Source organism: Pseudomonas fluorescens, from assembly GCF_900215245.1.
GTDB classification, from domain to species: Bacteria; Pseudomonadota; Gammaproteobacteria; order Pseudomonadales; family Pseudomonadaceae; genus Aquipseudomonas; species Aquipseudomonas fluorescens.
Genome location: NZ_LT907842.1, coordinates 4,379,152 through 4,400,553, shown reverse-complemented (window position 1 = coordinate 4,400,553; position 21,402 = coordinate 4,379,152). Strand labels below are relative to the sequence as shown.

16 protein-coding genes and 2 tRNA genes are annotated in these 21,402 nt (G+C 59.6%); 11 read left to right on the top strand and 7 right to left on the bottom strand.

What is annotated here, in order from left to right; genetic code table 11:
- Positions 1-17: 17 nt before the first annotated feature.
- Positions 18-2,099, top strand: a complete 2,082-nt coding sequence (locus CPH89_RS20670; protein ID WP_232005391.1) for a carboxy terminal-processing peptidase — start codon at positions 18-20, stop codon at positions 2,097-2,099.
- Positions 2,100-2,217: 118 nt separating this feature from the next.
- Complete coding sequence (locus CPH89_RS20665) at positions 2,218-3,987, top strand: bifunctional diguanylate cyclase/phosphodiesterase (protein WP_053255366.1); 1,770 nt, start codon at positions 2,218-2,220, stop codon at positions 3,985-3,987.
- On the opposite strand, the gene CPH89_RS20660 is transcribed toward CPH89_RS20665, so the two are convergent.
- From CPH89_RS20660 to CPH89_RS20645, 4 genes are all read right to left on the bottom strand, one after another.
- The gene (locus tag CPH89_RS20660) at positions 3,984-4,355 is read right to left on the bottom strand and encodes a hypothetical protein (RefSeq protein ID WP_005786715.1); all 372 of its coding nucleotides are present in this window, start codon (positions 4,353-4,355) and stop codon (positions 3,984-3,986) included. The genes CPH89_RS20665 and CPH89_RS20660 overlap by 4 nt on opposite strands.
- Positions 4,352-4,690, bottom strand: a complete 339-nt coding sequence (locus CPH89_RS20655; RefSeq protein WP_053255298.1) for a helix-turn-helix domain-containing protein — start codon at positions 4,688-4,690, stop codon at positions 4,352-4,354. The genes CPH89_RS20660 and CPH89_RS20655 overlap by 4 nt, the downstream gene beginning before the upstream one ends.
- A gap of 95 nt (positions 4,691-4,785) precedes the next feature.
- Positions 4,786-5,241 (bottom strand): YkvA family protein, encoded by a 456-nt coding sequence (locus CPH89_RS20650; protein WP_053255297.1) that lies wholly within the window; start codon positions 5,239-5,241, stop codon positions 4,786-4,788.
- Between the two features lie 323 nt (positions 5,242-5,564).
- A complete protein-coding gene (locus CPH89_RS20645; RefSeq protein WP_053255296.1) occupies positions 5,565-6,305 on the bottom strand; it encodes a BamJ family beta-barrel-assembly machinery protein in 741 nt (246 codons plus the stop codon).
- Between the two features lie 246 nt (positions 6,306-6,551).
- Here CPH89_RS20645 and CPH89_RS20640 point away from each other — a divergent pair, with 246 nt between their 5' ends.
- The 9 genes from CPH89_RS20640 (at position 6,552) to CPH89_RS20600 (ending at position 19,700) form a co-directional block, all read left to right on the top strand.
- A complete protein-coding gene (locus CPH89_RS20640; RefSeq protein ID WP_053255295.1) occupies positions 6,552-8,363 on the top strand; it encodes a di-heme-cytochrome C peroxidase in 1,812 nt (603 codons plus the stop codon).
- The gene (locus CPH89_RS20635; RefSeq protein ID WP_053255294.1) at positions 8,360-9,523 is read left to right on the top strand and encodes a catalase family protein; all 1,164 of its coding nucleotides are present in this window, start codon (positions 8,360-8,362) and stop codon (positions 9,521-9,523) included. The genes CPH89_RS20640 and CPH89_RS20635 overlap by 4 nt, the downstream gene beginning before the upstream one ends.
- Positions 9,524-10,012: 489 nt before the next feature.
- Complete coding sequence (kdpF, locus tag CPH89_RS30955) at positions 10,013-10,174, top strand: K(+)-transporting ATPase subunit F (RefSeq protein ID WP_367946851.1); 162 nt, start codon at positions 10,013-10,015, stop codon at positions 10,172-10,174.
- Positions 10,175-10,281: 107 nt separating this feature from the next.
- Positions 10,282-11,988, top strand: a complete 1,707-nt coding sequence (gene kdpA, locus CPH89_RS20625; RefSeq protein ID WP_053255292.1) for a potassium-transporting ATPase subunit KdpA — start codon at positions 10,282-10,284, stop codon at positions 11,986-11,988.
- A 10-nt stretch (positions 11,989-11,998) separates the two neighbouring features.
- Complete coding sequence (kdpC, locus tag CPH89_RS20620; RefSeq protein WP_053255365.1) at positions 11,999-12,646, top strand: K(+)-transporting ATPase subunit C; 648 nt, start codon at positions 11,999-12,001, stop codon at positions 12,644-12,646.
- A gap of 12 nt (positions 12,647-12,658) precedes the next feature.
- The gene (kdpB, locus tag CPH89_RS20615) at positions 12,659-14,728 is read left to right on the top strand and encodes a potassium-transporting ATPase subunit KdpB (RefSeq protein ID WP_096236842.1); all 2,070 of its coding nucleotides are present in this window, start codon (positions 12,659-12,661) and stop codon (positions 14,726-14,728) included.
- 64 nt (positions 14,729-14,792) lie between these two features.
- A complete protein-coding gene (locus CPH89_RS20610) occupies positions 14,793-17,444 on the top strand; it encodes a sensor histidine kinase (RefSeq protein WP_053255290.1) in 2,652 nt (883 codons plus the stop codon).
- Positions 17,441-18,133 (top strand): response regulator, encoded by a 693-nt coding sequence (locus tag CPH89_RS20605; RefSeq protein ID WP_053255289.1) that lies wholly within the window; start codon positions 17,441-17,443, stop codon positions 18,131-18,133. Before CPH89_RS20610 ends, CPH89_RS20605 begins: the two co-directional genes overlap by 4 nt.
- Positions 18,134-18,368: 235 nt before the next feature.
- Positions 18,369-19,700 carry a M10 family metallopeptidase C-terminal domain-containing protein gene (locus tag CPH89_RS20600; protein WP_053255288.1) on the top strand — a complete coding sequence of 444 codons (1,332 nt, stop codon included), beginning with the start codon at positions 18,369-18,371 and terminating at the stop codon, positions 19,698-19,700.
- A gap of 124 nt (positions 19,701-19,824) precedes the next feature.
- On the opposite strand, the gene CPH89_RS20595 is transcribed toward CPH89_RS20600, so the two are convergent.
- The 3 genes from CPH89_RS20595 to CPH89_RS20585 all read right to left on the bottom strand — a co-directional run bounded on the left by CPH89_RS20595 (position 19,825) and on the right by CPH89_RS20585 (position 21,348).
- Positions 19,825-21,047, bottom strand: a protein-coding gene (locus CPH89_RS20595; RefSeq protein ID WP_167422752.1) for an IS3 family transposase whose coding sequence is annotated in 2 segments (ribosomal slippage) — positions 19,825-20,696 and positions 20,696-21,047 — 1,224 coding nt in all. Because the reading frame shifts where the segments join, the coding sequence is not laid out codon by codon here.
- Between the two features lie 129 nt (positions 21,048-21,176).
- Positions 21,177-21,253 (bottom strand) — tRNA-Asp (locus CPH89_RS20590).
- Between the two features lie 19 nt (positions 21,254-21,272).
- Positions 21,273-21,348, bottom strand: a tRNA-Val gene (locus CPH89_RS20585).
- Between the last annotated feature and the right edge of the window lie 54 nt (positions 21,349-21,402).

Below are 21,402 nucleotides of genomic sequence, written 5' to 3'. Positions count from 1 at the left end.
CCCCGCGTCGAATCAGCATGAAGCATCTGTTCCCCAGCACCGCCCTCGCTTTTTTCATTGGTCTCGGCTTCGCGTCGATGTCGACCAATACGTTCGCAGCCAATAGCTGGGACAATCTTCAGCCTGATCGCGATGAGGTGATTGCCAGCCTTAACGTCGTCGAGTTGCTCAAGCGCCATCACTACAGCAAGCCGCCGCTGGACGACGCTCGCTCGGTGATCATTTACGACAGCTACCTCAAGCTGTTGGACCCGTCGCGCAGCTACTTCCTGGCCAGCGATATCGCTGAGTTCGACAAGTGGAAGACACAGTTCGACGACCTCCTCAAAAGCGGCGACCTGCAGCCTGCGTTCACCATCTACAAGCGTTACCTGGACCGCGTCAAAGCGCGTCTGGACTTCGCCTTGGGTGAGTTGAACAAGGGCGTCGACAAGCTCGACTTCACGCAGAAGGAAACCCTTCTGGTGGACCGCAAGGACGCCCCTTGGCTGACCAGCACCGCCGCGCTGGATGACCTGTGGCGCAAACGCGTCAAGGACGAAGTGCTGCGCTTGAAGATCGCCGGCAAAGAGCCGAAGGCCATTCAAGAGCTGTTGACCAAGCGCTACAAGAATCAGTTGGCGCGTCTGGACCAGACCCGTGCCGAAGATATCTTCCAGGCCTACATCAACACCTTCGCGATGTCCTACGACCCGCACACCAATTATCTGTCGCCAGATAACGCGGAAAACTTTGATATCAACATGAGTCTGTCGCTGGAAGGCATTGGTGCCGTCCTGCAAAGCGACAATGACCAGGTGAAGATCGTGCGTCTGGTGCCGGCAGGTCCTGCCGACAAGACCAAGCAGGTCGCCCCGGCGGACAAGATCATCGGCGTGGCCCAGGGCGACAAAGAGATGGTCGATGTGGTCGGCTGGCGTCTGGACGAAGTGGTCAAGCTGATCCGTGGGCCAAAAGGCAGCGTGGTGCGCCTGGAAGTGATTCCGCACACCAATGCGCCGAACGACCAGACCAGCAAGATCGTGTCCATCACCCGTGAAGCGGTGAAGCTCGAAGATCAGGCCGTGCAGAAGCAAGTCCTCAAGCTCAAGCAGGATGGCAAGGATTACAAACTGGGCGTCGTGGTGATCCCGGCGTTCTATCTGGACTTCAAGGCGTTCCGCGCCGGTGACCCGGACTACAAGAGCACCACCCGCGACGTGAAGAAAATCCTGACAGAGCTGCATAAGGAAAAAGTCGACGGCGTGGTCATCGACCTGCGCAATAACGGCGGCGGCTCCCTGCAGGAAGCCACCGAGCTGACCAGCCTGTTTATCGACAAGGGCCCGACCGTGTTGGTCCGCAACGCTGACGGCCGTGTCGACGTGCTCGAAGACGAGAACCCGGGCGCCTTCTACAAAGGTCCGATGGCGTTGCTGGTCAACCGCCTCTCGGCCTCGGCTTCGGAGATTTTCGCTGGCGCCATGCAGGACTACCACCGCGCGTTGATCGTCGGCGGCCAGACCTTCGGTAAAGGCACCGTGCAGACCATTCAGCCGCTCAACCATGGCGAACTGAAGCTGACCATTGCCAAGTTCTACCGGGTTTCCGGGCAGAGCACCCAGCATCAGGGCGTACTGCCGGATGTTGATTTCCCGTCGATCATCGACACCAAGGAAATCGGCGAAAGCGCGCTGCCTGAAGCGATGCCGTGGGACACCATTCGCCCTGCGATCAAACCTGCTTCGGACCCGTTCAAGCCGTACCTGGCGCAGCTCAAAGCTGACCATGACACTCGCTCCGCCAAGGATGCCGAGTTCGTGTTTATCCGTGACAAACTGGCCTTGGCCAAGAAGCTGATGGAAGAAAAAACCGTCAGCCTCAATGAAGCGGATCGCCGTGCGCAGCACACCGACATCGAGAATCAGCAGCTTGTGCTGGAAAACGCCCGCCGCAAGGCCAAGGGCGAAGACCCGCTCAAAGAGCTGAAGAAAGAAGATGAAGATGCACTGCCAACCGAGCCTGAAAAAACCAAGCCGGAAGACGACGCCTACCTGTCCGAGACTGGCCGGGTCCTGCTGGACTACCTGAAAATCAGCAAGCAGGTGGCCAAGCAGTAAATGATGACAATTTAATGTGAGCGCTCCCTGGAGTGTCATCATATAGACATCATTCTGTCGTGAAATGAAGGACCGCAGGCTTAATGCCTGCGGTCCTTTTTTTTCGATCGAGATCGCCATGACCATGACCGAACAGCTGAATGCATTGGGCTCAATCCTGGCTCAAGGCAGTTTGCACAGCTTGTTCCAACCGATCATTTGCCTGTCCGAGCGGCGCATCCTCGGCTACGAAGCCCTCAGCCGTGGCCCGTCCAACAGCCCACTGCACTCCCCCGTCGCCCTGTTCTCGGTGGCCAGCCATGCCGGGCGCCTCAGTGAACTGGAAATCGCCTGCCGTGAAAGCGCATGCCGGCGCTTCAGTGAACAGAAACTGCCGGGCAAACTGTTCTTGAACATCTCGCCGGAATCCTTGATGGAGACGGCGCATCAGCCGGGTCGCACGCTGCAACTGTTGCGCGACTTCGGTATCCCACCCAGCCAGGTGGTGATCGAACTCACCGAGCAGACGCCCACCGACGATTTCGACTTGCTGCAAACTGCGCTGCATCATTACCGCGACATGGGCTTCGCCATCGCGCTGGATGACTTGGGCGCCGGCTATTCCAGCCTGCGTTTATGGTCGGAACTGCGCCCGGATTACGTGAAGATCGACCGGCATTTTATCGACGGCATCCACCAGGACGCGCTCAAGCGTGAGTTTGTCGGCTCAATCCTGCAAATCGCCCGCGCCTCGCGTGCGCAGGTGATTGCAGAGGGCATTGAGCTGCCGGAAGAACTGGCGGTGTTAACCGAGATGGGCGTTGATCTGGTCCAGGGCTACCTGCTTTGCCGTCCGCAGGAACAGCCGCCCCAGGAAGCACGCCTGATGCTGCCCAAGCAAGACAATGCCAACCTCGCCCTCAGCGAAGAAGGCAGCGACCTCAGCGCCCTGCTCAACGAGCAACCGGCGGTGGATCAGGACACCGCCACTGCGTTGGTCCTGGAATCCTTCCGTCGCCAGGCCAACCTCAACTCCCTGGCCGTGCTGGATGGCCGCGGCCACCCGGTCGGCATCGTGCACCGGCATTCCTTGTCGGACGCGCTGCTCAAGCCGTTCGCCACCGACCTGTTCGCGCGCAAACCCATCAGCCGCTTGATGAGCGATGACTTTCTGGCCGTGGAATTGAGCCAGTCCCTGCAGCAAGTCAGCCGCTTGTTGACCAGCCGCGCACGCCAGCGAATTGAAGAAGATTTCATCATCACCCTCAACGGCGATTACCTCGGCCTGGGTCGGGTCATTGATGTGCTTAAGCTGATCACCGAGCTGAAGATCCAACAAGCGCGTTACGCCAACCCACTGACGCTGCTACCCGGCAATGTGCCGATTCAGCAATGCCTGACGCGCTTGCTGCAACAACGGCGCGAGTCAGTGATCTGCTACGTAGATATCGACAGTTTCAAGCCGTTCAACGATATCTATGGCTACGGGCGCGGGGATGAAGTGTTGCTGTGCCTGGCGCAGTGCCTGAACGACCGGGTCGACCCGAGCCGCGACTTTGTCGGCCATATCGGCGGGGATGATTTTTTACTGGTGCTGGGCCCGCAGGATTGGCGCAAGCGGCTCAACCAGTTATTGGACGATTTCCACACCCAATGCCGGCGCTTCTATCGCACCGAACACATCGACGCCGGCTGCTTCGTGGCGTTGAACCGCCAGGGCGTGCGCCAGGAGTTCGCCTTGTTGTCGCTGTCGATCGGTGTGGTGCATTTGTATCCACAGGCCTGTGGACAACTGGATGCCAGCCAGTTGGCGGAGCTGGCCTCACAGGCCAAGCACCACGCCAAGGATGTGGCCGGTTACAGCATTCATGTCATCGACAGCATGGACAGCGTGCCGCAGCCGCTTTAAGCCTCGGCGGATTCCGGGTACTCGTATTCGAACACTCGCACCACTTCCGAGGCATGCCAGGATGCCGCCGCCACACCATCGGATGGCCCACTGAAACGCCCCAGGCGCTCCACACACTCAAAGAAGCCGGTACGCGGCAAGCGGCTGGCGCCCTGGCTGATGACCAGCGAGCTGCGCAATGGCTGCTCGGCCTTGGCGTCCAGTGCGGCCAGGTGTTCAAGGGCCGCGGCCAGCGTCTGCATCGCCGGCGTGGGGAACTGCAGGCGCTCCAGCAGCGCGCGGTAGGTCAGCAGATGGCGCTGGCGGCGCGCCTGGTCCAGTTCGTTGAGTAACCCATCCCAGTGTTGACGACTGATTCGTAGGCTCAAGATTCATCCCTCCAACCTGCAACGCCCAATTCCCAGGCCAGGCTGCGGCGTATGGCGGCATCCGGCTGGCGTTCACCACGTTCAATCAATCCAAGATAGGACGGGCTGATACCCACCGTGCGGGCCAGGGTTTCGATGGCCAGGCCCTTGGCTTCACGCAGGCTGCTCAGGTCTGCGAGCGGGCGCAGGCCCTGGTCAATCGCGAGGGGTGCGGCGGGGGAAGAAGCGAGCGTGGGTTGCGGCTGACCGGCAGCTTTTAGCAGCGCCTGGTACTGATCCCATGGCAACACCGCATACTCGGGCTCGCCATTGCGTGAAATTATCTGAATATCCATGACTGCCCCGTAGGATTACAACACTTACTAAGTAAGTTCTTTCCTTAGAAGTGTAATCCTAACAGCCGCAAAGGTCGCAGGGGATATAAGAGTCATCAATTTTTTTGTGGGTTTTCCTGGGTCAGCAGCGCAGCCGTCGCAGGCAGTCGCTCAACCACGGCGAGTTTTTCCGGGCGCTGGGCGTCGCGCCAGGCGCGAAAGGCGCTCAGCTCGCCGTTCAAGGTCTTCATGACCCATGCCAGCACAGCGATGTCATCGAGCATGCCGAACATAGGGATAAAGTCCGGGATCGCATCGATCGGGCTGAGGAAATACATCAACCCCGCCACCACCGAGATCAGCGCCTTGGGGCTGATCGCCCGGTACTCTCCGCGCCAGTAAGCCAGGCACAGGGCCTGGAGCAACTTGAGGTCATCCTTGAGATTACCCAGCCGGTTGCCTTGGCTTGAGCCTTTGGCGGCAACCGCGAACAGCAGGGTCGGTAAACGCCCACGGCCCAACAAGCGCGCAGCCATGGGCAGGAAGCGGGTGAAATTGAAAGGTGGTTTCATGCGTCACTCCAGTTCCAGGCGACATAAAAGGTTATCCACACAAATTGTGGATAACCTTGTGAACAGAGCCTGTTTTATCGGCTGAAAGCCACGGACTACAAGGCTTTCAGTCAGATCGGGCGTTTTTTGCGCACATAAAAAAAACCCAAGATTTCATTGACTTGGCGCTTCGGTGCGGCTACCCGTGCTCGAGTCTTATATCAGACTGTTTCAGATTGCAGGGGTTCGTTTGGATTTGCATCAGGTTTGATTGGCGCAATTTTGCCATACGCCAGATACGACAACGCCCCGTCGAAACGGGGCGTCGTGTGTTCAGGTGCCGATTACTTCTTGGCAGCCGGAGCAGCAGGCGCGTCAGGGGCTTCAGCCTTGGCTGGGTCCTTGATGCCGAGCAGTTCCAGATCGAATACCAGCACGGAGTTGGCTGGAATCGCCGGGCTCGGGCTCTGCGCGCCGTAGGCCAGATCGGACGGGATGTACAACTCGACCTTCTCGCCCACGTGCATCAGTTGCAGGCCTTCGACCCAACCCGGGATCACGCCGCTGACCGGCAGGTCAATCGGGCTACCGCGATCCACGGAGCTGTCAAAGGTAGTGCCGTTGGTGAGCTTGCCGGTGTAGTGAACAGTCACCACGTCGGTCGGCTTAGGCTGAGCGCCATCAGCCTTCTTCACGATCTTGTACTGCAGACCGGAAGCTGTGGTCACTACGCCGTCTTTCTTGGCGTTTTCTTCAAGGAATTTCTTGCCGGCGGCTGCCGACTCTTCGCTCATTTTGGTCATGCGTTCTTCAGCACGCTTTTGCAGTGCGGCAAACGCTTCAACCAGCTCGTCGTCTTTGAGCTTCTGTTCTTTCTTGCCAACGGCATCTTCGATGCCCTGAGCTACCGCTTTGGAGTCCAGGTCATCCATGCCTTCTTGAGCAAGGCTTTTGCCCATGTTCAGGCCGATGCCGTAGGAAGCTTTCTGCGCCGGGGTTTTCAGCTCTACGCTGGTCTGCGAATCACAACCCGCAAGTACCAGGCTAACCAGGGCCACCGCCGCCGCCAACCGATGCTGTTTCATGCTATTTCCTTGTTCGTGCGCCAAAAGGGCATTCGAGTAAAGTCGCGAGCTTATCAGGCGGCCACGACCAATGGCTACCGGCATCTGAGCAGGAAACTTCTGATAAGTTCACGTGTTTAAAAGCATTTTCATTCATTATGGTGTTCCGCGAAGGATCGCGGACGACCAGCAACCAGCCTACTGGCCACTTGCCGCACCTGAGGCGCAATGGCATAAGAACGCTACAACTCGACAAGGATAGTTATCTTGCGCATTTTTTCCCGTGTTTTACTCCTGATACTGGCGGTGCTGGGCATTGCCCTCACCGTGGTGCTCTATTACACCGTCAACCCCAAGTTGCCGGACTACGTGCCCGTGGAGCAGGTGCACTACCAGGATCAATGGAGTGCGGCTGATCGCCAGACGTATTACTTCACGCCCCAGGGCACCCAGGTAAAAGGCCTGCATTACGACTGGTTTACCGCACTGGAACTGCCGTTTTCGGCGCAGCGGTTTGCCACGCCCGAATACCTCGCGCGCTTCGGTTTCCTGGTCGACCCCAAGCAAGTTCCTACCGCGCAGAACCCCGGCAACCTGCCGGTAGGTTTCGCGCGGCACCAGAACGCCGGCAGTCGTGTTGAATACCTGGATATCACCTGCGCCGCCTGCCACACCGGCGAATTGCACGTCAACAACCAGGCCCTGCGCATCGACGGTGGCTCCGCTCAGCACGTGCTGCCCTCCAGCGTGCCGACCCTGCGTGGCGGCAGTTTCGGTCAAGCCCTGGTGGCCAGTCTTGCCGCCACCTATTACCTGCCGTGGAAGTTCGACCGCTTCGCCCACAGCGTGCTCGGTCACGACTATGACGAGTACAACAAGCAACAATTGCGTCAGGACTTCAAAGCATCGCTGAACCAATTCCTGCGCGTTGCCTGGAACGACACACACCGCGGCCTCTACCCCACCGAAGAAGGACCAGGGCGCACCGATGCGTTTGGCCGCATCGCCAATGCCAGTTTCGGCGACGCCATTTCAGCGGAAAACTATCGCGTCGCCAATGCGCCGGTGGACTACCCACACTTGTGGGATATCTGGACCTTCGACTGGGTGCAGTGGAACGGCTCAGCCCAGCAACCCATGGCGCGCAATATCGGCGAAGCCCTTGGTGTGGGCGCCACCCTGGATTTCTTCGACAGCGCCGGCCAGCCTCTTCAGGGCGACGCGCGCTACCCGTCGAGCGTACGGGTGCGTGACCTCAACCGAATCGAGGAGACCCTGCAACGCCTCAAACCACCCACCTGGCCGGAGGACCTGTTCGGGGCCATCAACAAGCCCCTCGCCGCCCAAGGCCGTGCATTGTTCGCCGAGAACTGCGCCGGTTGCCATGTGCCCGCCGTCAATCAGGTCAATGGTCGCCCGGTGCAGCAACTGAAGATGCTGCCTGTGGACTACATTGGCACCGACCCCGGCGCCGCCAATAACATCGCCGATCAACGCTACGACCTCAGCGCCCTGCAATGGGACGCGGCGGAATTGGCCACACTCAACGTCGAGTTGCACCCCAAGCCAAGCGCCCCGCTGGACCTGCACAAAATGTCGGTTGCCCAGGGCCTCGCCTACGTCACCGCCTTTGTCGAGGACCACGCCTACCGCGCGGCCGGAGTGACCCCGGCCGAGCGCCCCAGCCTGGACGGGTTCGGCCTGCCCATTGGCGTGCGCGAATTGCGCGCGTACAAGGCGCGGCCATTGGCCGGCGTGTGGGCCACCCCGCCGTTCCTGCATAACGGCTCGGTGCCGACGATTTTCCAATTGCTCTCGCCTCAGGACGAGCGCAGCACCACCTTCTATAAAGGCACGTTCAACTACGACCCGCGCCACCTGGGCTTTGAGACCGGCGCGTTCAAAAATGCCTTTGTGTTCGACACCACTATCACCGGCAACCACAACAGCGGTCACGAATTCCGTGACGGCAAGCGTGGCAATGGCGTGATCGGCCGCACCTTGCTGCCGCAGGAACGCTGGGCGCTGCTGGAATACCTCAAAGTGCTGGGCGGCCCGCTGGAGCAACAACTGCCATGATGATCCGATCTGAATACAAACAACCTTCGCTGCTTGCGCGTCTGTGGCTGCGCCTCGGCGCTTTTCTGGGTAAAACCCTGTTGTGGCTGGTGGGCCTGGGGCTGTTGGGCTGGCTGCTGGCAACGGCCTGGTTTGCCTGGCAACACAGTGGCCCGGTGTCACCCGACGAGCAGGTCCCGCCCGGTGAAGCGGCCATGAGCCAGGGCATCATTCAGACGGCGGTGCGTATCGTCGACCAGCACCGCGAAGGCACCCGCTACCTGCGTGACGCCCACGCCAAGGCGCATGGCTGCGTGAAGGCCGAAGTCAGTGTGCTGAAGGACCTTGATCCGGCCTTGCGCCAGGGCGTTTTCGCCGAACCGGGCAAGACCTGGCAGGCGCTCATGCGCTTGTCCAACGGCAACGCCTATCCGCAGTTCGACAGCATCCGTGATGCGCGCGGCATGGCAATCAAACTGTTGGATGTGCCGGGCAAACAGCTGATGGCGGACCAGCAAACACGCACCGAGCAAGACTTTGTGATGTTCAGCCACCCGAACTTCTTTGTCAGCGACGTAGCGGAGTATGCGCAGAACATTGGCGCCCAGGCCGATGGCAAGAAAGTCATCGCGTTCTTCCCCCACCTCGACCCACGCAGCTGGCAGGTGCGCCACTTGTTTATTGCCCTGGCGACCCTGGCGCCCCCCCCGGCCAGCCCGACGCAGACCACCTACTTTTCAGTTTCGCCCTACAAGTTTGGCGCGGCGAATGCCAAGTTCCGCGTGGCACCCGATCCGCAAAACTGCCCGGACTATGTGCTGCCAAAGCAGAATCAGGACCTGCCGAATTTCCTGCGCAGCGCCTTGAATCAGCAACTGTCCACCGACCGAGTGCCGGCGTGTTTTGTGTTGCAGATTCAGCGGCAGAACCCGCAGAAATTCATGCCAATCGAAGACACCAGTATCGAATGGAAGGAAAGCGACGCGCCTTATGAAACGGTGGCCAAGGTAAACATCCCCGCACAGGATTTCGACACGCCGGCCTTGAACCTCGCTTGCGACAACCAATCGTTCAACCCTTGGTTCGGGCTGGAGGCGCATCGACCGATTGGCGGTATCAACCGGCTGCGCAAGGCCGTGTATGAGGCTGTCAGCGACTATCGGCATAGTCGTAACTTGTAAGGTGGGCGCTGGCTTGCCGGCAATGCTGGCACCTCGGTGTGTCAGCCACGCTGAGTGGCTGCCATCCCTGGCAAGCCAGCTCCCGCTGCTGGACCGCGTTCGATATAAAAGATGCGGTGACCGATTTCGCGTAAAGAATACGTATAGATTGCCCATTCGCCATAACGATTACGTCGTCCCTATTGAGCAACTAAGGCCGCACACTTTACCGTCACTTCCTACCCCCAAAACCCGTAGGAAGTCATCGTGGAAAGTTCAACTTTAGGCATGCTCGTCCTGTCAATGATTGCACTCTTCGGCACCGCCGCGTTTTGCTTCGAACACCTTGCCACCCGCGGCGAGAAGAAAAAGAAAGCCAAATAAGCTGATCACTGAAATCAGCAGAACCCCAGACTTTCAAGGGATACCCCGGCATCGGGCTATCCCTTGTTTTCGTTGGTCCACGCAAAAACCTTCTATATACCGTCTTAATACCGCCGCCTGTAATCAGTGCCCGAGCTTGATACGCCAACGCTTAACCTCGCCGGCTTATTCAACAAGGGGAGTTACACCGTGCTCACACTGACCTTCATCTATGTCGCCAGCGGTTTATGTGCCGTCGGGCTGTTCGCTTACTTGGGCTACGCCCTCATTCGCGCTGAAAAGTTCTAGGGAGTTCGCCATGTACGACGTGATGTTCATGGGGCTTTCCCTGGTGTTTTTTGTTGCGACTGCCATGGCCATTGTTGCCATGGGCAAGATTTGAACGGAGCCACGACATGTTAAGCACTTTGCTGGAATTTGCGCTGGTCCTGGGGTTGATGACCGCGCTTGCCGTGCTGATGGGCAAGTGGCTGGCCCGGGTGTTCACCGGAGCCCGCCATGCCTTGCCGGAACGGTTGACCTATCGCCTGCTGGGCGTCGATCCACTGGAGACCATGGGCTGGGCCCGCTATGGTTCGGCCCTGCTGCTGTCGAACGCGGCGATGATGTTGCTGGGCTATATCGTCCTGCGCTGGCAGGCGGTGATGCCGCTCAACCCACTGGGGTTGGCCGCGCAAACCCCGGACCTGGCGTTCAACACTGCCGCCTCCTTTATTACCAATACCAACTGGCAGGCGTACTCGGGTGAAACCAGCCTGTCGAACTTCAGCCAGATGGCCGTCATCACCTTTCTGATGTTTGTCGGCGCCACTTCGGGCGTCGTTGCCGCCGCAGGTTTTATTCGCGGGTTGAGCCGCTCAAGCACCGCCGATATCGGTAACTTCTGGGTCGACTTCACGCGCACGCTGTACCGGGTAATGCTGCCGCTGTGCGTGGGCATGGCGCTGGTATATGTATGGCAAGGCATGCCGCAGACCTTCGCCTCCCAAGCCTTGGCCACCACGCTGGAAGGTGCGCAGCAACAGTTGATTGTGGGCGCGGTCGCCAGCTTTGAATCGATCAAGCATATCGGCACCAACGGCGGCGGTTTCTTCAGCATGAATGCTGCGCATCCGTTCGAAAACCCGACACCACTGACCAACATCCTGCACATCCTCAGCATGTTGTTGATCCCCTCGGCGCTGACCTACACCTTCGGCAGCATGTTGCTGCAACGCCGTCAGGGCTGGGTGTTTTTCGGCACATTCCTGGTGATGTTCATCGGCTTCCTGGCGCTGGTGTATGGCGCCGAACAGACCGGCAACCCGCTGCTGACCCAGGCCGGCGCCAACCAGACACTGTCGATTGAGCAAAGCGGCGGCAATATGGAGGGCAAGGAACTGCGCTTCGGCATCGCCGACAGCAGCCTGTTCATCGCCACCACCACGGCGGCGACCACCGGCTCCGTCAACACTATGCATGACTCGCTGACCCCCATGGGCGGCTTCGTGCCCCTGGCGCAGATGATGCTCAACTGCGTATTCGGCGGTGACGGCGTGGGCTTCATCAACCTGATCCAGTACGCGCTGCTCACGGTGTTCCTGGTGGGCATGATGATCGGCCGCAGCCCGGAATTCCTCGGTAAGAAAATCGAGGCCCGTGAGATGAAACTGGTGATGCTCTCGGTGCTCGCACACCCGATCAGCATTCTGGGTTTCACCGCCCTCGCCGCCCTGTGGCCAGACACGATGGCCAGCCTGAACAACCTCGGCCCCCACGGTTTCAGTGAGGTGCTGTACGCCTACACCTCCGGCACCGCCAACAACGGTTCGGCCTTCGCCGGCCTGAACGCCAACACGCCGTTTTTCAACACCACCATTGGTCTGGCGATGCTGATCGGACGCTTCTTCACCATGCTGCCGATGCTCGCTGTGGCCGGCTCCCTGGCGATGAAAAAGACCGTGCCTGCCGGCGCCGGCACCATCCCTACTGCGACCCCGCTGTTCATGCTGCTGGTGGTGTTCGTGGTGCTGGTGGTGGGTGGCCTGACCTTCTTGCCGGCGCTCGCGCTCGGCCCGCTGGTGGAGCAACTGCAGTTGCTGTCCGGCCAGACGTACAACTGAGGACATGTTGATGACGACTCAATCGATATTCAAAGGGCTGCTGCGCCCGGTACTGGTTTCGGCGGTGTTTTTCATGCTGCTGACAGGGTTGGCTTACCCAGCTTTCACCACACTGGCGGCGCAATTGTTGTTCCCGTTTCAGGCACAGGGTTCATTGATTGAACGCGACGGGCTGGTGATCGGCTCCGCGCTGATCGGCCAGGATTTCAGCAAGCCCACGTACTTCCATGGGCGCCCGAGCATGACCCTTGGCGCCGACCCGCAAGACCCGAGCAAAAGCGTGTCGCAGCCCTACAACGCAGGCGCCAGCGGCGCCAGCAACCTGGGCCCGACCAGCCAAAAATTGGTGGACCAGGTCAGCGCACGCGCCAACGCCTATCGCCAGGATAACGGCCTGCCCGCCGGTGCACCGGTACCGGTGGACGCAGTCACCGCATCCGCATCGGGCCTGGACCCGCACATCTCGGTGGCCAACGCCCGGCTGCAACTGGCGCGGGTGGCGCGCTTGCGGCAGGTCCCCGAAACCGAACTGCTGCAACTGCTCAACGACCACACCGCCGCCCGCACCCTCGGTTTGCTCGGCGAGCCACGGGTGAATGTGCTGCAACTCAACTTGGCGCTGGATGCGCGTCAGCCCTCTATTGCGGTCAGTGAGTAAGAGATGTCCCTCATGAAGAATGCTCGTTTACCTCTGTTTGATCGACGCATCGTGCTCACTGCCGGCGTCGATGCGCTAAAGAAATTACTGCCCCAGGCCCAGTGGAAAAACCCGGTGATGTTCGTCGTGTACCTGGGCAGCATCCTCACGACCTTGCTGTGGTTCCAGTCCCTGGGTGGCAAGGGTGAGGCGCCCAGCGGCTTTATCCTCAGCATCACCTTGTGGCTGTGGTTCACCGTGCTGTTCGCCAACTTCGCCGAAGCCCTGGCCGAAGGTCGCAGCCGCGCCCAGGCCGCGAGCCTGCGCGGCATGAAACGCCAGACCCTGGCCAAGCTGCTGCAACAACCGCGTCATGGCGCGGCCTGGTTGCCAATGGAAGCCAGCTTATTGCGCAAGGACAACGTGGTGCTGATCGAAGCCGGCGACCTGGTGCCGCTCGACGGTGTGGTGATTGAAGGCGTGGCCTCGGTGGATGAGAGCGCAATCACCGGTGAATCGGCGCCGGTGATTCGCGAGGCCGGTGGCGATTTCTCCTCGGTTACCGGCGGCACGCGAGTGCTGTCCGATTGGTTGGTGGTGCGCATCAGCGTCAACCCGGGCGAGTCGTTCCTGGACCGCATGATCTCGATGGTCGAATCGGCCAAGCGCCAGAAGACGCCCAATGAAGTCGCACTGACGATTTTACTGGTGGGCCTGACCCTGCTGTTCCTGCTGGTGATTGCTACCCTGAGCCCGTACTCGATCTTCGCCGTGGCCATGAGCGGCAGCGGCAGCGTAATCAGCGCCACGGTGTTGGTGGCGTTGCTGGTCTGCCTGATCCCCACCACCATCGGCGGCCTGCTTTCGGCGATCGGCGTGGCGGGCATGAGCCGGATGATGTCGGCCAATGTCATTGCCACCTCCGGCCGTGCCGTCGAGGCGGCAGGCGATGTGGATGTGTTGCTGCTGGACAAGACCGGCACCATCACGCTGGGCAATCGCCAGGCCAGCAGCTTTTTACCGGCGCCGGGCGTGAAGGAAGCCGAGTTGGCCGATGCCGCGCAGTTGGCGTCCCTGGCCGACGAAACCCCGGAAGGCCGCAGCATCGTGGTGCTGGCCAAGCAGAAGTTCGACATCCGCGCCCGCGACATCAACGCCCTGGGCGCCAGCTTTGTGCACTTCACCGCGCAAACACGCATGAGCGGCGTCGATCTGCCCGAAGGTCGGGCGATTCGCAAGGGCGCAGCGGATGCGATTCGCAGCCACATCGAAGCCCTGGGCGGCAGCTTCCCGGCCGCGCTGCTGGCCAAAGTCGATGAAGTGTCGCGGCGTGGCAGCACACCGCTGGTGGTGTCCGACGGAGCCAAAGCCTTGGGCGTGGTGGAGCTTAAGGACGTCGTCAAAGGCGGCATCAAGGAACGCTTCGCCGAGCTGCGGCGCATGGGCATCAAGACCGTGATGATCACTGGCGACAACCGCCTGACAGCCGCTGCGATTGCAGTGGAAGCCGGGGTGGATGACTTCCTCGCCGAGGCGCGCCCGGAAGACAAGCTGCAACTGATCCGCGACTACCAGGCCCAGGGCAAGCTCGTGGCCATGACCGGCGACGGCACCAACGACGCCCCGGCGCTGGCCCAGGCAGACGTCGCGGTGGCGATGAACAGCGGCACCCAGGCCGCCAAAGAGGCCGGCAACATGGTTGACCTCGACAGCAACCCGACCAAGTTGATCGAAGTGGTCGAGGTCGGCAAACAGATGCTGATGACCCGCGGCGCCCTCACCACGTTCAGCGTGGCGAATGACGTGGCCAAGTATTTCGCAATCATCCCCGCCGCGTTTGTCGCGACCTACCCTCAGCTCGGCGCCTTGAACGTGATGCACCTGAGCAGCCCCAACTCGGCGATTCTCAGCGCGGTGATTTTTAATGCGCTGATCATTGTCGCGTTGATCCCGTTGGCCTTGCGCGGCGTGACTTACCGGGCCATCGGCGCGGCGGCGTTGCTCAATCGCAACCTGTTGATCTATGGCCTGGGCGGTGTGTTGGTGCCGTTTGCCGGGATCAAGTTGATCGACATGCTGCTCAGCGGCTTGGGTCTGGTGTAGCACCCTAAACCTCATGTGGGAGCTGGCTTGGCGCCAGCTCCCACAGGCATTTATCAGGAAGACTATGCCCGCATTCAACAACGAACGCCCCGACCCCGACGCCCTATTGGCCCGGGTACAGCTGGAAGAACAGGCCGCCTTGCGCGGCAAATTGCGTATCTACTTCGGCTCAAACGCCGGGGTGGGCAAGACCTGTGCGATGCTCGCTGCGGCGCAACGCGAAGTCGCGTTGGGCCGTGACGTGCTCGCCGGCGTCGTGGAAACCCATGGCCGCGCGGAGACCGCCGCGCTGCTCGACGGCCTCGAACAACTGCCCCGCGCCGCCCTGCTGCACCGCGACTTCGCGCTCAGCGAATTCGACCTCGACGCCGCCTTGCACAGGCGCCCTGCCGTGGTGCTGGTGGACGAACTGGCGCACAGCAACGTGCCCGGCTCGCGTCACCCCAAACGCTGGCAAGATGTAGAGGAATTGCTCAGCGCCGGGATCGACGTGTGGACCAGCCTCAACGTCCAGCATCTGGAAAGCCTGAATGATCTGGTCAGTGAAATCATCGGCATCCGCGTGCGCGAAACCGTCCCCGATCACGTCTTCGATAACGCCCACGAAGTGGTGGTGATCGACTTGCCGCCCGATGATCTGCTGCAACGCCTCAAGGACGGCAAGGTCTACCTCGGCCCACACGCCGAACGGGCCTCAAAACATTTCTTCCGCAAGGGCAACCTGCTGGCCTTGCGTGAACTGACGCTGCGGCGCACAGCAGACCGGGTCGACACGCAAATGCGCGTCTACCGCCGCGAACAGTCGATAAAGGCCTTATGGCCGGCGCGCGAACGGCTGCTGGTCGGTGTGGCGGGCGACGCGGGCGATGAGCGCCTGGTGCGCGAAGCTGCGCGCCTGGCGCAAAAACTCGAAGCGGACTGGATCGTGGTGCATGTCGCATCAGCTCAGGGCCGCGGCGCCAAGCGCTATCTGAGCGCCATGAAAACCCTGACCCTGGCCAGCGAGTTTGGCGCCGACACGGCAACGCTGCCGGGCATGGACGTCGCCGACGCGCTGGTCGCCTGTGCCCGCGAGCACAACGCCAATCGCCTGGTGCTCGGTCACCATCCGCGCCAGGCGTGGCGGTTCTGGCATCAGTCGGTCAGTGACCGGATCAGCCGCCATCACCCGCAGATTGATCAGATCGTGATAGCCCACGGAGCAGTGCCGGGGCCTGCGCCTGTGATCGAAAAACCGACGCCTGCACCGGGCAGAGCCCTGGCCTATCTGTGGGCCACACTCGCCTGTTTCGCCGCCAGCGCCATTGCGGCATTGCTGCTGCAGGTGTTCGACCTGGCCAACGTCGTCATGTTGTTTTTGCTCACCGTGGTGCTGGTGGCCCTGCGTTACGGACGCGGCCCGGGCGTCTGGGCCGCGATGCTGGCGGTGCTGTGTTTCGACTTCTTTTTCGTGCAGCCGCGCTACTCGTTTACCGTCACTGACACCCAGTATTTCTTCACCTTTGCGCTGATGCTCGGCATCGCCCTGATCACCGGGCAACTCACCGCACGCCTGCGCCACGAAGCACGTACCGCCGCCGCACGCGAACGGCGCGCCACCTCATTGGCGCGACTGGCGCGCGACCTGTCGGCCGCGCTGACCGTGGAGCAAATCAGTGAAGTCGCGCTGCGCACCTTCAGCGGTGTATTCGAAGCACGCGTCGGCCTGGCGCTGCCGGACGCCGCCGATGGCGTGCACAGCGTCGGCGCGGGCGGGTTGCCGATTGACGAGAGCATCGCCCAATGGACCTACGACCACGGCCGGGCCGCCGGCCACGGCACCGACACCTTGTCGGCGGCCAAAGGGTGCTACTTGCCGCTCAAGGCACCGATGCGCGTGCGCGGCGTGCTGGTGCTGGAATTGGCCCAGAGCGAACGCTTGAGCGACCCGCAGGAACGCCGTCTGCTGGAAGCCTGCATGAGCCAGCTGGCGATTGCGCTGGAGCGCGTGCACTTCGTCGAAGTCGCGCAAAGCACGCTGGTGCAGATGGAAGGCGAGAAGATGCGCAACACCTTGCTCGCGGCAATATCCCACGACCTGCGCACCCCGTTGACCACCCTGATCGGTGCCGCCGACACCGCCCTGCCCCACGCCCCACCCGGCCCGCTGACCGAGTTGCTGCACGGCATCCATGAACAGGCCACCTCAATGCAGCGGCTGATCGAAAACCTGCTGGACATGGCGCGCATGCAGGAGCGCGGCGTGCGCCTGAACCGGCAGTGGCATTCGCTGGAAGAAGTCGTCGGCAGCGCACTGCGCCAGCTACGTGAACCCCTTGCGCGACACAGCGTGCATACCGCGCTGGACCCGCGCTTGCCGCTGGTGGACATTGACGCGCTATTGATCGAACGGGTGCTGGTCAACCTGTTGGACAACGCCGCCAAGTACACCCCGCCAGGCAGCAGCATTACCGTCGCCGCCCGTTCCACGGCGGGCGCCATTGTGCTGGACGTCAGCGACAACGGCCCGGGTCGGGCCCCCGCCAACCTGTTCGAACCCTTCACGCGCGGCCAGCAGGAATCCTCCGTCGCCGGCATCGGCCTGGGCCTGGCACTGGCCAAACGCATCGTCGAAGCCCACGGCGGGCACATCGAAGCCAACGCCGTTGAGGCGTGCGGCATGCACTTCATCATCACTTTACCGGCGGGCACACCCCCGTCCATGGAAGCCTTATGAGCACCGCACGCATTTTGATTGTTGAAGACGAAGCCAATATCCGCCGCTTCGTTGGGATCGCCCTGCAAGATGAAGGTTTTCAGGTGTTCGAGGCCGACAGCGTCAAGCGCGCGCTGATCCATGCGGCCAGCCGTCAACCGGACCTGGTGATCGTCGATCTCGGCCTGCCGGATGGCGATGGCAAACACTTGATCAGCGAACTGCGCGGTTGGTTGGCGGTACCGATTCTGGTGTTGTCGGCGCGTGATCGCGAAGAAGAGAAAGTCGCCGCCCTCGACGCCGGCGCCGATGATTACCTGACCAAGCCGTTTGGTGTGCCCGAGCTGCTCGCACGCATCCGCGCCCAACTGCGCAGGCACGGGCAGACCGGCACCGTGGCAGCCACCAGCAAGGTCGCGTTTGGCGAGATTGAAATCGACCTGTCGACCCACGAGGTATGGCGCCAGGGCCAGCCTGTGCATCTCACGCCCATCGAGTACCGCCTGCTCTGCGCGATGATTCGCGGCCAGAGCCGGGTGCTGACCCATCGGCAATTATTGCTGGAGGTGTGGGGCATGGATTACGTGGACCGCGCCCACTATTTGCGGGTGCACATGGCGCACTTACGGCAAAAGCTGGAAGCAGACCCGGCGCAGCCGCAGCATTTTATTACCGAATTACAGGTGGGGTATCGGTTGATGGGGCTATGAGGAGGCGCAAGCCTGCGCAGGACTTTAACTTTCAATGGCTACTATGAACACGTCAAGCTGAACATAGGAATAACACCCAATCAGCAGTCTATCGCCAAGTAATTTATTTCGAAACCACACAACTCTAACCAAGAAATACTTTATTACCTGAGCACCCTTTCATTATGCAGCGGTTAATTTATAAACTCTGGCCACCTTGAGTTTAATTGATATAAACCAGCGTAGGATAATGACCATGATTGTTGCCACCTCAGCTTCTGTTCCTCTCGCCGTCGCCCCCCAACCTGCTAATTCTTCGCCCACCCCAGCTGACACTAATACACCCGCAGCCGCCGACACTTACTACAACGGCGTCGCTAACCTGGGCCGCAACCCCGTGCGCTGGATCGACAAGGATGGGAATGGAAAAATAGATATCGAAGTGGATTTTTCCGCAGGCCCTGGCAAATATTTCAGGAAACTGGGCTTAACCGGATACTCGCAGCTAAGTCCCGAACAAAAGCGAGAACTCCTCGATCAAATGGCGGACCTCAGCTTCGATACAAACTTGGTTTTTCATGAAAAAGGCGCCATAAAGAACCCGGACGGGAAGATAAATTTTGGTAACTATGCTCACGTGCCATCAAATGGAAAAAACCTGGTACAAGTCGATTTTCCAGACAACACGTCAGACCCACAGAATCCTGACAAGGTAGACGAGCCTGCGGAAGCCTATGTCAGGGGCGATGCCCGCCACTTAAAGGCCAACGCGCGTAATCGGGGTGGTAACGTGCTTGCTCATGCCTTGCTGCATGCGCTGGGTTTGTCTCATACGAACCCTGATGCTAAGAGCAATAGACCCGCGAGTGCCACAGACTCTCTCGGCTACAGTCTTCTCAGTACCCAGTCGGAAACTACAACGGGCCATGATTTTAAAGGCCACTATGTCACACGTGCGCAAATGCATGATCTAGGCTTACTGACTCAACGCTACGGACATAACAGTCAGTACAGTAACGAAACCACTCGCGTGGTCTACGATTTGAACGGAATGGACGAAGATGACGCGCCCGTCACAACAAGTATTTCAACTGTCCGCGCACACGAAACGCTCAATATCGAAGATGACACCCATGATCAAAATATCAACTTGAACCACGGCACGTTCTCCAGCATTGCAGGATTCAAGAATAATATTTCTATTTTGCGAGGCACGCACGTTGAGGACGTTCTAACAGGTTCCGGCACCAATACTGTCATCGCGAACTTCAAGGCCAATAAAATCACCTTGGGCAGTGGTGCCAACACGGTCACGTTCAATAACTCATGGGACTCTACGCCGAAAGAAACCGACCACCTTGTTGGCTTTAAAAGCGGCATCGACAAAGTCGATATCAGCGGCTTTTCTCAGAAAACCAATGAAGGCACCTTTCTGAAGGGGAACCCTCACCTGGATACCCATACGACACCTGATGGTAAGACCTACGTGAGATATTGGACGTACTTTGATGGTAAAGGTCTTTCAGAGCCCGATTTCTTGTTGCGTGCAGATGGAATAAAGATGAGTGACATCATCACACGCACGTAACGTTTTGCAGCGCAGGTGGTGAGTGTGAAGTCACCGGCTTACCCTCTGAAGGGAATGGTTAGATGCCGCACCGCGCCCTGAATGCTGTGTCTAGTCCTGAAATAGGTTTACACCTGTTTCAGTCTCAAAACGCCCGATGCACCGCATCGGGCGTTTTGTATTTCAGGGATAAGTGCGGCCGCTCCCGATTGTAGATTTGCACCGATTCATCCACCATTTTCACTGCATCCGCCAGGTCTTTGGGACGATGCAGCAAAAACTCAGTCTTCAAAATCCCATTTATCCTCTCCGCCATCGCGTTCTGATAGCAATCATAGCCGTCAGTCATTGAGCACCTGATTCCGTGCCGGGCATGCATCCGTTGGTATAAATCGGAGCAATACTGGGCTCCGCGATCTGAATGATGAATGAGCGGTTGATTGGATTTTCGCTGACTAACAGCCTTCTGCAGTGCCCTGACCACCGACTCCGTATGCAGGCTGCCGTGTACATGATGACCCACAATTTTGCGGGAGTACGCGTCTGTTATCAGGCTGACGTAAGCGACACTTTCCCGCGTTGGGAGATAGGTAATGTCTGCGACCCAAACCTGCTCAGGTCTGCTGGCTACAACTTGTTCCGGGCCAGCTTTGAGTAGGTTGGGGTGACGGCGGAAGCGATGATGGCTATGCGTGGTTTTATGATAAGCACGTTTGCGAGGGACCAGCTCTCGCGCCTCTCGCAAGATGGAAAACAGGCGGTCTCGACCGACACGTAGCGCCGCTGCGGCTTCAATTACCATCAAGTGGTGTAGTTTGCGCGTCCCAAGCCTCGGCTGGCGACGACGCTTTTCCAGAACGAATTCCACTACCTGCTGGTCTTGGCAAACTCTCGCGTCAAAGGCTCGGTTGCGCTTGTAATACGCTTGGCGCGAAATGCCCATAAACAGGCAAGCCCTGGTAATGCTCAGGTCTTGGATTTGCCCTTGCGAGAGGACTTGCCGGGTCGCTTTTTTACGATGGACACACCGTAATCATTTTTCAAGACGTTCACGACAGCTTCAAAGAACTGGGCCTTCTGATTGCTCAGCGCCAACTGTTCTTCAAGCTCTTTGATCCGCTGTTCGGGTGTCAGCGGGAGGTTGGGGTCGGTCATCGGCCTGCTCCGCGGCGCTCGGATTGAGGCGCCTTGGCTCCAGTCCTGTCGGCCATGCTTGCGTAACCAAACCAGTACCGTGGACCGGCCTTGAATGCCAAAGCGCCGTTGAGCCTCTTTATAACTCAACTCGCCTTTTTCGACTTGATCTACGACTGACAATTTAAAAGCTAGCGTGTAATCGCGCTGGCTCCGCCTTTTTCCCGTATCCATTGAATCCTCCTGAAGATCGGTCAGAAGGTGTAAACCTTATTCAGGACGGGACACTGGGCAAAAAAAAGCCCGCTCAATGAGCGGGCTTCTTGTGGTGACCTGGCGTTCAGTGTTCCAGGTTACCGAATATGGCGCAGCGGACGGGACTCGAACCCGCGACCCCCGGCGTGACAGGCCGGTATTCTAACCGACTGAACTACCGCTGCGCGTAACACTTAAAACGAATGGTGGGTGATGACGGGATCGAACCGCCGACATTCTGCTTGTAAGGCAGACGCTCTCCCAGCTGAGCTAATCACCCTTCGTTTCGGTGTGGGCGCATCATACAACAAAAAATCGTAATGTGTTGATTTAA

What these genes read in the sequence shown, in the direction of transcription:
- CPH89_RS20670 (WP_232005391.1), top strand. Translation starts at nt 18, where the DNA reads ATGAAGCATCTGTTCCCCAGCACCGCCCTCGCTTTTTTCATTGGTCTC.
- CPH89_RS20665 (WP_053255366.1), top strand. Translation starts at nt 2,218, where the DNA reads ATGACCATGACCGAACAGCTGAATGCATTGGGCTCAATCCTGGCTCAA.
- CPH89_RS20655 (WP_053255298.1), bottom strand. Translation starts at nt 4,690, where the DNA reads ATGGATATTCAGATAATTTCACGCAATGGCGAGCCCGAGTATGCGGTG.
- CPH89_RS20650 (WP_053255297.1), bottom strand. Translation starts at nt 5,241, where the DNA reads ATGAAACCACCTTTCAATTTCACCCGCTTCCTGCCCATGGCTGCGCGC.
- CPH89_RS20645 (WP_053255296.1), bottom strand. Translation starts at nt 6,305, where the DNA reads ATGAAACAGCATCGGTTGGCGGCGGCGGTGGCCCTGGTTAGCCTGGTA.
- CPH89_RS20635 (WP_053255294.1), top strand. Translation starts at nt 8,360, where the DNA reads ATGATGATCCGATCTGAATACAAACAACCTTCGCTGCTTGCGCGTCTG.
- kdpA (WP_053255292.1), top strand. Translation starts at nt 10,282, where the DNA reads ATGTTAAGCACTTTGCTGGAATTTGCGCTGGTCCTGGGGTTGATGACC.
- kdpC (WP_053255365.1), top strand. Translation starts at nt 11,999, where the DNA reads ATGACGACTCAATCGATATTCAAAGGGCTGCTGCGCCCGGTACTGGTT.
- kdpB (WP_096236842.1), top strand. Translation starts at nt 12,659, where the DNA reads ATGAAGAATGCTCGTTTACCTCTGTTTGATCGACGCATCGTGCTCACT.
- CPH89_RS20610 (WP_053255290.1), top strand. Translation starts at nt 14,793, where the DNA reads ATGCCCGCATTCAACAACGAACGCCCCGACCCCGACGCCCTATTGGCC.
- CPH89_RS20605 (WP_053255289.1), top strand. Translation starts at nt 17,441, where the DNA reads ATGAGCACCGCACGCATTTTGATTGTTGAAGACGAAGCCAATATCCGC.
- CPH89_RS20600 (WP_053255288.1), top strand. Translation starts at nt 18,369, where the DNA reads ATGATTGTTGCCACCTCAGCTTCTGTTCCTCTCGCCGTCGCCCCCCAA.